Annotated in this window: 8 protein-coding genes; all 8 read left to right on the forward strand. The window is 63.9% G+C overall.

Annotated features, from left to right (window positions below; all coding sequences use genetic code 11):
• Window positions 1-406 precede the first annotated feature (406 nt).
• The 8 genes from fdhA (at window position 407) to ACYQ1K_RS27465 (ending at window position 11,160) form a co-directional block, all read left to right on the forward strand.
• Window positions 407-1,621, forward strand: a complete 1,215-nt coding sequence (gene fdhA, locus ACYQ1K_RS27430; protein WP_459986806.1) for a formaldehyde dehydrogenase, glutathione-independent — start codon at window positions 407-409, stop codon at window positions 1,619-1,621.
• Window positions 1,622-2,212: 591 nt separating this feature from the next.
• On the forward strand, window positions 2,213-3,250 hold the full coding sequence (locus ACYQ1K_RS27435; RefSeq protein ID WP_459986807.1) for an ABC transporter permease: 1,038 nt from the start codon (window positions 2,213-2,215) through the stop codon (window positions 3,248-3,250).
• Window positions 3,250-4,152: an ABC transporter permease gene (locus ACYQ1K_RS27440; protein ID WP_459986808.1), complete on the forward strand. Its 903-nt coding sequence runs from the start codon at window positions 3,250-3,252 to the stop codon at window positions 4,150-4,152. Before ACYQ1K_RS27435 ends, ACYQ1K_RS27440 begins: the two co-directional genes overlap by 1 nt.
• Window positions 4,149-5,864 (forward strand): ABC transporter ATP-binding protein, encoded by a 1,716-nt coding sequence (locus ACYQ1K_RS27445; protein ID WP_459986809.1) that lies wholly within the window; start codon window positions 4,149-4,151, stop codon window positions 5,862-5,864. Before ACYQ1K_RS27440 ends, ACYQ1K_RS27445 begins: the two co-directional genes overlap by 4 nt.
• A gap of 36 nt (window positions 5,865-5,900) precedes the next feature.
• Window positions 5,901-6,665: a hypothetical protein gene (locus ACYQ1K_RS27450; protein ID WP_459986810.1), complete on the forward strand. Its 765-nt coding sequence runs from the start codon at window positions 5,901-5,903 to the stop codon at window positions 6,663-6,665.
• Window positions 6,666-7,421: 756 nt separating this feature from the next.
• Window positions 7,422-9,026 (forward strand): ABC transporter substrate-binding protein, encoded by a 1,605-nt coding sequence (locus tag ACYQ1K_RS27455; RefSeq protein WP_459986811.1) that lies wholly within the window; start codon window positions 7,422-7,424, stop codon window positions 9,024-9,026.
• Between the two features lie 220 nt (window positions 9,027-9,246).
• Window positions 9,247-10,353, forward strand: a complete 1,107-nt coding sequence (locus ACYQ1K_RS27460; protein WP_459986812.1) for a dipeptidase — start codon at window positions 9,247-9,249, stop codon at window positions 10,351-10,353.
• A 177-nt stretch (window positions 10,354-10,530) separates the two neighbouring features.
• Window positions 10,531-11,160 carry a hypothetical protein gene (locus ACYQ1K_RS27465; RefSeq protein ID WP_459986813.1) on the forward strand — a complete coding sequence of 210 codons (630 nt, stop codon included), beginning with the start codon at window positions 10,531-10,533 and terminating at the stop codon, window positions 11,158-11,160.
• Window positions 11,161-11,176: the final 16 nt, after the last annotated feature.

An 11,176-nucleotide genomic window follows, 5' to 3' on the forward strand; every position in this document is an offset into this window, starting at 1 on the left:
GTCCGCCCACCGCCCACCGCCGACCGGCGGCGGGCGGACGTTTTCCAGTTCCAAGCCTGTTCCAGCCGCGCCCGAGGGGTCGAGCGGCTGTTCCCGGGCATCACCTGAGCCTTGCGCGGTTCCTGATATCCGACATCGTTGGTTCGAACGACGAGGATCGTTCGGCGACCCGTCGCGAAAGGCAGCAGTAAAAGACGAATAACGGATAAGTTCGATCGCTATTGCTCGCCCCCGAGTGGCCTGTTAGCGTCGTTGCGACTTGTCGCCCAGCCTTGGCAGCGCCTGAGTGCAGAAGCGGACGCGACCGCCGAGGACATATTCGGTCGCCGCGTTGGTCGGCGCGACGAGGTCAACGACCCGCATTCACCAAGCGCTCCAACGAGGGAGCAGGACGGAGTCCGGACACATGCCGCAGAATCGCGTCGTCGTGTACAGAGGACCAGGCAAGGTCGAAGTCGAGAGCACCGACTACCCCAAGCTCGAGATCCCGGGCGAGGTGGCGGACGGCCTCGGCATCAAGCGTGGTGCGCCGCATGCGGCGATCCTCAAACTCGTGACAACCAACATATGTGGCAGCGACCAGCACATGGTTCGCGGCCGCACGACCGCTGCCGTCGGCCAGACGCTCGGACACGAGATTACGGGCGAGATCGTCGAGATCGGCGATGACGTGCTGTTCCACCGGGTCGGCGACATCTGCTCTGTCCCTTTCAATATCGCGTGCGGCCGGTGTCGCATGTGCAACGAAGGCAAGACGGGCATCTGCCTGAACGTGAACCCGGCCCGCGCCGGTGCGGCGTACGGCTATGTTGACATGGGCGGGTGGCTCGGCGGTCAGGCCGAGTACGTGTTGATCCCGTGGGCCGACTTCAACCTGCTGAAGTTCCCCGACCGCGACCAAGCGTTGGAGAAGATCCTCGATCTGACGATGTTGTCGGACATCTTCCCCACCGGGTACCACGGTGCATTCACGGCAGGGGTCACGACGGGCTCCACGGTCTATGTTGCAGGAGCGGGTCCCGTCGGACTGGCGGCGGCCTATTCCGCGCAACTGCTGGGTGCATCGACCGTGATCGTCGGCGACATGAATGCAGGTCGCCTTGCGCAGGCGGCGAGTTTCGGTTGCGAGACCGCTGACCTCTCGACGGGGGTCGACTTGACGGACATTGTCGCTGACATCGTTGGCGAACCAGCGGTGGACGCTGCGGTCGACGCCGTTGGGTTCGAAGCCCGAGGGCACGGGCGCGACGGGGAGGAGGAGCCGGCCACGGTCCTGAATGACATCATGAATGTCGCACGCGCTGGTGCTGGTCTCGGGATTCCGGGCCTGTACGTGACGGGTGATCCGGGTGGTCGGGACGCCGCGGCGAAGGTTGGTCAGATCGGCGTGAGGCTCGGACTGGGTTGGGCCAAGTCGCACACCTTCGTGACGGGGCAGTGCCCCGTCAAGAAGTACAACCGGCAGCTGATGAATCTGATCCTGGCGGACAAGGCGCACATTGCTAAGGCTGTGAACGCCACCACCATCTCTCTCGACGAAGCCCCACGCGGCTATGCCGAATTCGATTCGGGGACGGCCAAGAAGTACGTCATCGATGCGCACGGCATGGTGGGTGCTTAGCGAGGCGTGGCTGCGGTCTGAGCTGCGCTCGTGGACTTGAAGCGGCCGCTTCGGTTGGGGCGTGTGGGCTGGTGATCCGCTCATAGATCGCTCGGGCGACTCGAGGTGCCGCTGCGCGGGATCGCCGGTGAGGTCCGGCGAAGGGGGACTGGATGTCTTGTCGAGTCCCCCTTCGCTGTCCCATTCGTCCTAGTATGCAGAGATGGCGGGGCTTCGGCGCACCGCCGTCGGCCATCCGACCGGCCCTATCCCGTGGCTCGGGTCGATTAGTTAGGTAGCCGCGTTCGTCTGGCCAGGGTCACTCGTCCGCTCTTGCTGGCGCGCGAGTTGTGTCACGGGATGGAGTCGTCCGTCGTCACGCGTGGAACCAGCGGCCACGACGAGTCCGGCTCGCCCGCCGAACGCGCGCTCCGTCTGCAACTCGCCACGAAAGGGGGTTGGCAGATGCCTTACTATCGGTCACAATAGTTCGAATAAAGTGACTCGGATATGACTGCACCGCCGCAGGCTGTGTCAGAGTTGACTGTTCGTGACGCGAGTGGCTTCGCACAGTGATCCTGAAGAGACGAGCAATGGGAAACGGTGTTGCAGGTGACTGAAGCAAAGGAAGTTGGCCGAGAAGAGGCGGCCGTGGAGTCGGGTCGTCCGCGGCCTGTCGTTCGGCTCCAGAAGTGGTTCCGGCGCTACCGGTGGGTGTTCGGGCGACTCGCGGCGGGTGCGCTCACGCTGTGGGCGGTGTCGATCATCATCTTTGCCGCGACGATGCTCCTCCCTGGCGACGCGGCCGTGGCCATTCTTGGCAACACGGCATCGCCTGAGCGGCTGGACGCCCTACGTGCGGAACTCGGTCTCGACCAGTCGTTTGTGTCCCAATACGTCGAGTGGGTTGGTGGCTTTGTTCGTGGCGACTTCGGAACGTCGATCGTCGGCGGGGCCGACGTCGGCGATATGCTCGGGGTTCGGCTCGCAAACACTGCCGTTCTCGTTGCGCTGACCGCAGTGATCGGCTTCCCAATCTCGATGACGCTTGGAGTCGTGGCGGCAATCCGGCGCGGAGGTGTCATCGACTCGATCGTGAACGTGATGTCGGTGGTCATCTCCGCGCTCCCGGAGTTCGTGATCGGGCTCTTCCTCGTGATGCTCTTCGCCACCACGGTCTTTCAAGTGTTTCCGGCGGTGTCGCTGGTGGCTGGCAACTCGTCCACGCTCAGCGACCCGGTCGTCCTGATCCTCCCCACTGCGACGCTCGTCATCGCGATCCTGCCCTACATGGCCCGGCAGGTCCGCGCGGCGATGATCGATGTCCTGGACTCGGACTACATCGCCATGGCGGAGTTGAAGGGACTCAAGCGACGCCATGTGATCTTGCGCCATGCGCTTCCCAATAGCGTGACCGCAGCGATCCAGGTGGGGGCGCTGACCATCGCCGTCCTGTTTGCAGGAACCGTCATCATCGAGTTCCTTTTCCAGTACCCAGGCGTGGGGACCAGCCTCGCGCTCGCCGTCGAGCAGCGCGACGTTCCAGTGGTCCAGTTCATCGTCATGGTCTTCGCCACCGTGTATGTCGTCGCCAACCTTGTCGCCGACGTTGCCACCGTCTTGGTTACCCCGAAGTTGAGGACGAAGTAATGCCTGCAAACGATCTGGAGTCGCCCAAGACTGTGAAGACCTCGGAGGTAGCTCGCACATCGGTTCGCCGGCGAGTAGGGCGGTCGATCGTCCGCGACAAGCGCCTGCTGACTGGCCTGCTGCTCGTGGGCTTCACGGCGGGTGTGGTGCTACTCGGGCGGTCCGTCGCGCCCTACGGGAGCACGGAGTTCGTGGATCTTCCCTTCTCGGCTCCGAGCAGTCATCACCTGCTGGGCACTGACGTGCTGGGCCGCGACGTCCTCAGCCGCGTGCTTTCAGGCGGAACCACCGTGGTGGTGATGTCGCTGCTGACAGCCGTGCTGGGCGTCACGCTTGGCGCCGCGATCGGTGTCTCGGCAGGATTCCACCGTGGTTGGGTCGACCAACTGCTGATGCGGTCGACGGACGTCATGCTGGCGTTGCCTACCATCGTCTTCGTCCTGCTCTTCGTCTCCGTGTTCGGAAACAAGCTCTGGATGCTGGTGGTCCTTGTCGCCGTCGCCCATGCCGCTCAGGTGGCGCGAGTCCTGAGGGGTGTGACCCTCGACGTGCGCGAGCAGGAGTACATCGAGTACGCGGAGGCGGTCGGGGCATCCCCGCTGCGGATCATTCTGACCCAGGTGCTACCGAGCATCTCGGCCCCGTTGAGGGTTGAGTTCGGCCTCCGGACGGTCTGGTCCATCGTGATCTTCGCCAGCCTGAGCGTGCTAGGGCAGGGCGTTTCCGCGCCGACCGCGGACTGGGGGCTCATGGTGAACGAGAACAGGGGCGGCCTGGCCGTGCAGCCGTACGCGGTGCTTGCCCCCCTCGTGATGATCGCCATCTTTGCGATCGGAGTGAACCTGTTGACGGAGAGCGCCGGTCGCTCGAAGGGCCGAGTACGATCGGAGACTGCAGCATGACCAACCACCACGAGTTCGCCGCCGTCGAATCCGCGCCCGCTGTTCGTGTCGATGGCCTGACCGTGAAGATTCCGAGTGGACGCGCCATCGTCAGCGATGTGTCGTTCACCATCGAGCCGGGCGAGATCCTCGCGCTGGTCGGCGAGAGCGGGTCGGGCAAGACCACCGTCGGGATGTCACTCCTTGATTACACCCGCCACGGGGCCTACGTGTCGGCGGGAGAGATCGCGATCGCTGGACAACAATTGAGCCGACTGTCGCCCGAGCAGCGGCGGCTGCTCCGTGGCGGCACGATCTCCTACGTGCCGCAGGACCCCAGAGCATCTCTCAATCCCAACCTTCGAATTCGGCGCCAGATCACCGAGGTCCTGACGCGCGACTCGGCTGAGGTCACGACCCAGGAGGCAAGGGCCAGGCTGTTCGAGGTACTGAAGAGTGTGGGCCTACCCGCTATCCCCGAGTTCGCTAATCGATTCCCGCACCAGCTCTCGGGAGGGCAACTTCAGCGGGTGGGGATCGCGATGGCGATCGTCTCCCGGCCAGATGTTGTCGTGCTTGACGAACCCACGACCGGCCTGGATGTGGCAACTCAGACGACCATCCTGAACCTGGTCAGGGACCTTTGCTCCACGCACGGCATCGCAGGGCTCTACGTCACTCACGACCTCGCGGTAGTAGCAGACATCGCTGATCGCGTGATGGTGATGCGGGAGGGATGCGTGGTCGAGGCGGCGCCAACTGCGACGCTCTTCCGGACTCCGCAGCACGACTACACGCGGCGCCTCATCGCTGCAGCGCCAGACATCGAGGACGACCCGAAGCACGTGTCGGCTGCTGGCGTGCACATGGACGAGGGGGCGGAGGGGGCTGACGATACGGGTGTCTCCGGCACTGTGACGACCGGACCGGCGCTCGAGGTCCGAGATCTCGCCGCCTCTTACGGAAATAGCAGGGTGCTGCACAACGTCAGTTTCGACATCGGCGTTGGAGAGTGTGTGGCCGTCGTCGGGGAGTCCGGATCTGGCAAGAGCACGCTGTCTCGAGCGCTCATCGGTCTGCATCCGACCTACAGCGGATCGGTTCGGTGGCAGGGACAGGAGCTGGCGAAGCGCTCCGGCCGTCGCAGCCGGCTAGAAGTGCAGAATCTCCAGTACATCTTCCAGAGTCCGTTCACCGCCCTGCATCCGCGGCTCACCATCGGACAGAGCTTGGAGTTTGCCAAGAAGGTCGTTGACCCTGGCACGAGGATCCAACGGCGCGCTGCAGTGAGCGAGGCACTCGAACGTGTTGGTCTCAAGCCGGAGGTCGCCCAACTGCTTCCCAACCGGCTCTCGGGCGGTGAACGCCAGAGAGTGGCGATCGCGAGGGCGTTGATCGCCGGCCCGAAGTTGCTGATCTGTGATGAAGTCACCTCGGCCCTCGACGTTCTGGTCCAGGAGGCGATCGTGGACCTCCTCGCCGACCTCAAGAGCGAGGAAGGGCTGTCGATGCTGTTCGTCACGCACAACATCGCGCTCGTGAAGTCGATTGCTGATCGGGTCCTCGTTCTTGAGAAGGGCGTCGTCGCAGAGCTTGGTCCGTGTCACCAGGTCTTGACCTCGCCCGAACATCCCTACACCAAGGCCCTGCTCAAGCACACTCTTTCGATCGAGCGCTCGATCGAAAGACGTGATGGCCTGGTGGGATCGCTGCAGGTCGCGGACCTCGCGTGATTCAGCCAGAGCGCCTATCGGTCGAGGAATCCTGACATGCATACCGCACAACAACTCGAATCCTCGATGTTTGAGGTCAGAGTCAATGGCCTGCCGGCGACGCGGGAGGACATTCTGCCAGCGTGGGGACCAGAGGACCGCCTGGGGATCGCTGTGCACAGTCCCTTCGGAGGGGTTGGTGCAGCCAACCTCATCCAGTTGGCGATCACGGCGTTCTTCGACGTCCGCCCCGAACGACGTGACCGTGACAATCCCACCTACCCCGAGTTTTTCCTGTTTCACGTCGGTGGCTACTGGGGTGATTACAGCTGGTTCGACTTCTTCCCTCCGCGTAAGGAGGTGGAGGTGTCCGGGGATGCACGTGACGTTCTGGGTGCCATCAACGACCGCGGCATCACGCGGCTTCTCGTGCCCGATGGCGCGCCCGCGCACGTCGACCACTATTTTAAGGAGCCTGCGTCGGCCCTCGACCGGATTGTCAGTGCCTTCGCCTACTCGGGCACGGGTCGGGTTCGCGAATCGGACGTCTCGATCATCGGCGCTGGCGCCAGGGCCGAGGCGAATGCGCGGATAACCCTGCATCCCGAGCGATGGCCCCCGAACAAGCTGGCGAACCAGCGAGGCGGGCCGGAACGTGACCGCGAGCGCAGGAAGCAGCTCCTCGAAGGAATCTCGGGGTTCCTGCCGGAGGTGCGCGCACAGCGCGCGTCGTTGGCAACCGAGGCCGGGGGGTGCTTGGAAAGCTATCGCCGGATCCCTGCCGAGGCAGCACTACGGATGCTGGGACCGCAGCCCCGGTAAAGCGGGAGCCGGCGATTCTGACTCCCAACTGCTCCGCCGTCTCGAAGGTAGCTGGGGAAGAGCGCCGGGGTATCACCGCGGGGTGGCGGGCGCACCATCAAGGTTCGCGCCTCAGGGCGCACCGGCAACCGTGTTGCGGTCACTAAGGTCGTGGCTGCGACCCAGCCGACCGTGGACTGGGGTTCTCGTTGAACATCCTCAGAGGCCGAGTGGCCCGGTCTATTGCGGAGATCACCGCACTCTTGGCTTGCTGCCCAAGGCTGAACGTTGAGTCCTGCCGGCGTTTGGGGCCACCTTTCACGTGCCGTCCATGGCACCGCGCTCCGAACCACTGCTGCCTATGTGCGGTTGTCTAAATATCGGTCTCTGTGACTCTCATTGACGTCGCGCTCGTGGCACCCCTGTCTTGTGTCGTCTCGGTCAATCGTGCGATGCGTTGTGCGCGGTCGCCCGCCTCGCCCGGAACACGCGATGCCCAGGGCGACATGCGTGAAGGGCGGCGCCGGATGCCGCCGGCGCACGGTGTGGTGGGCGAAAACCGAAGATTTGGCGATCATGGGGCTAGCGAATGTGTCATTTATCGGCAATACTAGCCCGAATAGCAGAGATGCTAGGGATCGCTTGGGTTAGACAAGTCTCCTTGGCTGGTGCGACCTCCGCAGGGTGGGGTTCGCCCAGGTGGCTAGGGAATTCCGGGTGGCGTATCTGGCCCGCGCTGAGTCAACGAACGGCGAAGCTCAATGAAAGGAACTGGCGATGGTGACCAGGGGAACAGGTTCGGTCGGTGACCGACCGGATGACGGCCGGTCGGAGCCGACCCGGATGGGTGGCCGACGTCTCGGTCGGTTCGTGTTCGGAGTGGTGCTCGCGACTGTCCTGTCGCTAGCCATGGCCGCCTGCCAGGGTGGCGGCGCCAGTGGCGGCGGAGGGGGTGGAGGCGTGCCGAAGGATGGCGGGACGATCACCATTGGTGTGGACGCCACGTCGTCGAACACGACGATCGATCCTCACTTCGTGAATGGCCTGTGGAGCATCTACGCGCAGAACGTGCTGTATGAACCGCTGATTGCCTATGACCAGAACATGAAGCTGGTCAATGTCCTCGCCAAGTCGTTCGAGCCGGACAATACGGCGAGCAAGTGGACCGTGGTACTCAAGGACGGTTTGACCTTCTCCGACGGTCGGCCGGTCACTGCCGACGACGTCGTCTACTCGATGAAACGGATCCAGGATCCGAAGCTGTTCGCCCTCAACATTGCCGTGTTCAACAACGTGGCCTCCGTGAAGGCGGTCGACAACAAGACTGTGGTGTTCACTCTCAAGGGTCCGGACGCAGGCTTCGCGAAGCTCATGGGCGACAGCGGGCCGATGGGCATCGTTCCGACGGACTTCGACCCCAAGCATCCCATCTCGACCGGCCCTTGGGTGCTTCAGAGCATGACGCCGGGAACGGAAGCGGTGTTCGTCCGCAACGAGAATTACTGGGGCGAGAAGGCCCATGCGGACAAGCTCGTGCTGAAGGTGCTCACGGATAACGACGCCCGGGTCAATGCCCTGATCTCCGGGCAGGTCGACGCCATCATCAACCCGGGTGCGCAAGTGGCTTCCCTTAAGAGCAACCCCTCCATCAACGTTCTGCCCCTACCGTCGGCTAACGGTGGAACGATCTACATGAACACTGCGACGGGCCCGACTGCGGATCCCCGCGTGCGCCAGGCATTGCGGCTGAGTGTTGACCGGAAGCAGATCCTCCAGGTGATCGCTGGTGGCTACGGCACCATCACCAACGACCTCTACGGTACCTGGGATGAGGACTTTGCCAGTGACCTGAAGCGGTCGCAGGACATCGATGCCGCCAAGAAGCTAGTCGCCGAAGCCGGCGCCGAGGGCGCGAAGATGCAGTTGACAGTGCCTCCTTTGGCCAAGGATTTCGCTCAGATCATTGCCGAGGGCGCGCACAAGGTTGGTCTCGACCTGAGCGTGAATGTCGTCGATGAGGCGAAGATCTACGAGCAGGCGGGTCAGTGGCAGATGACCGCCGAGCAGATGGTTCCTCGGGGCATCATCAACTTCTCGCTCACCGTGGATGGTCCGGGGGCTGCCTACAACTACTCCCACTGGAATGACCCTGAGTACACAGCCGAGTACAAAAAGGCGATCAGTTCCACCACATTGGAGGAGCGCAGGGTGCACCTCCGGCGGATCCAGGAGATCCTGTTCGAACGCGGCTACCTGATCTACCCCGTAGCCATGGACACGGTCCTCGCCGTCTCGAAGAACACGCGAGGCTGGCCGACGGCCGACAAGAACGGCTTCGCGGTCTGGGACGGCATGTCTTCGGTCTGGCGCACCGACCAGTGACCGGTACGGTGCAGGGTTGCCGGATGTAGAGGCAAAGGAGGTCGGGGCTGCGGGTTCTCGCAGTCCCGACCTCACCGTCCCGGCACGACAACTGATGCGGCACCCCAGGTGCGGGGTCGATTTGACCCCGGGCTGCGACCCAATGGGTTGTGATGTGGTCACCCCGATCGGTGGCGCCAGGTGCTTGCCGTAGCACCGAACACTTAAGGAGACAATCACGATGACCGCAAAGAATCCCGAGAAGATCGTCCCGGTCTTCGATCCCCACAACAACTTCCTTCTGGAGCTCGACTACCGCTCGAAGGAGGAACGGCCGTTCGAGCGACACTGGCTGCAGCACTTGATCGACGGCGGCGTCAAGGTCCAGGTGTGTGCCGTGAACGTGTGCTACCGCCCGCCCGCTGAAAAGCTCGGAGCGGCGCTGCGGCAAATCGCGGCCTTCCATCGTGCTGTGGCAGAGGCGGGCGACCAGGTGACGTGCATCCGGACCTCGGAGGATCTCGACCGGGTCCTGGCCGGCGATTCCATCGGCCTGGTCCTTGCACTCGAGGGTGTCGACATCATGGATGGCGACCTGGAGCTGCTGGAGGCCGTGTGGGAGCTCGGCGTCAGGTGGTTTGGGCTGACCTGGAACTACAGCAACACCTATGCCGGCGCATTCGGCGACGGGAATGGTCGCGGGCTCTCGGACCAGGGGCGTGAGCTCGTGAAGCAGCTCCAGGAACGAGGTGGTGTCATCGACTTGGCTCATGCCTCACCTGAGACGGTGTCGGACGTCCTCGCACTGGAGCACATGATCCCGCCCGTGGTGACCCACTCCGCCTGTCAGGCAGTGTTCGACAGCCCGCGCAACATGACTGACGATCAGCTGCGTGAGATGGCCGTAGCAGGGGGGGTGCTCGGGGTCCTGTGCATGCCATTCAGCATCGACCCCGAGGCGCCGACGATGGAGCGGGTCGTCGACCACATTGACCATGCCCGGTCCATCCTCGGAATTGGCGGCGTCGGTATCGGCGGAGACTTTTACCGCCAGGTGGCCAGAAGCGGAGCCGCGGGTTCAGACCCGTCCGACACGGCCAAGTCGTTGAAGGAGATGGGGCACTCCGCGGGGGAGGAGGACCTGGTATGGCAGTGGGTCCACAAGTACCCGTCCGACTTCGCCATCGACGGACTGGCGGGACCGGAGGAGTACCAGGACTTCGTGGCGGTCATGCGGAGCCGTTCGTGGAGTGGGGATGACCTGTCGGCGGTCATGTACGACAACTTCATGCGGGTTTTGCGGACCTCGCTGAAGATCGTCGACCAGGCCTACGCCGCCCGTAGCTAGGTCTGTCACGTCGAGAGTCCGCTCCGGCGGGCAGTTCGACGCGTGATTCCAACCGCTTCGTCCGAGATTGGTCAGAACATCATGTACCAGCGTGCCTACATCGCTCGGCGCCGGCCGGGCACCACTCGCGAGGCCTTCCAGCGGCGGTGGCGTACCCACTTTGAGGTCGCGTTAGGGATGCACGGTTTCTGGCCGCCGGTCACCCGGTACGTGCAGGCCGACGTGTTTGACGAGGGACTCGAGGGCTTTCCAGACGTCACCACTGGCGTTGACGCGATCGGAGAGTCCCTCTACGCCGATCGAGCGGCGTGTGACGAGGCGATAGCCGCGCGCCTCAACGACGTCGAGGGCACGGCGGTCGCGGTCCGGGATGCCGGAGAGTTCCTCACTTGGGAGCCGTACGTGGGGATCTTCGGTGGGGAGTACACCCATCTCGGTGGGCGCGACCGTGCGCCGCTGCGGTTGTTCGCCTGCTTTGCCAGGGACAGCTCCGCCGAGTACGCGCGCTTCGCGGAGGTGATCTTGGGAGCGGTGGAGGTGGTCGGCGCCGGAACGGCGCTGACCCTGGGACGCGCCGAAGACTTCCCCGCGACGGCCGCGGGCAAGGGCAACGAGCCGTTCGAAGCGGTCTTGAGCGTGTGGTTCGCATCGGAGGCCGCGGTCCGCTCGTTCCTCGCCGGCGAGTGGTGGCGTGGGTTCACCGATCGGACGCGGATGGTGGTCGATCCCGGTCGATCCCTGTTGCTGGTATCCCGGGAAGGTCTGGTCGTCGACCGTCCGGGCGAGTTGGCGCCTGTTGGTGCTTGATGGTGTTCGTGGGTGC

Source organism: Nocardioides sp. AN3, assembly GCF_054653495.1.

Excerpts from the sequence above, each read along its gene's own strand:
- ACYQ1K_RS27440 (WP_459986808.1), top strand. The coding sequence starts at position 3,250 with ATGCCTGCAAACGATCTGGAGTCGCCCAAGACTGTGAAGACCTCGGAG.
- fdhA (WP_459986806.1), top strand. The coding sequence starts at position 407 with ATGCCGCAGAATCGCGTCGTCGTGTACAGAGGACCAGGCAAGGTCGAA.
- ACYQ1K_RS27445 (WP_459986809.1), top strand. The coding sequence starts at position 4,149 with ATGACCAACCACCACGAGTTCGCCGCCGTCGAATCCGCGCCCGCTGTT.
- ACYQ1K_RS27455 (WP_459986811.1), top strand. The coding sequence starts at position 7,422 with ATGGTGACCAGGGGAACAGGTTCGGTCGGTGACCGACCGGATGACGGC.
- ACYQ1K_RS27450 (WP_459986810.1), top strand. The coding sequence starts at position 5,901 with ATGCATACCGCACAACAACTCGAATCCTCGATGTTTGAGGTCAGAGTC.
- ACYQ1K_RS27465 (WP_459986813.1), top strand. The coding sequence starts at position 10,531 with ATGCACGGTTTCTGGCCGCCGGTCACCCGGTACGTGCAGGCCGACGTG.
- ACYQ1K_RS27460 (WP_459986812.1), top strand. The coding sequence starts at position 9,247 with ATGACCGCAAAGAATCCCGAGAAGATCGTCCCGGTCTTCGATCCCCAC.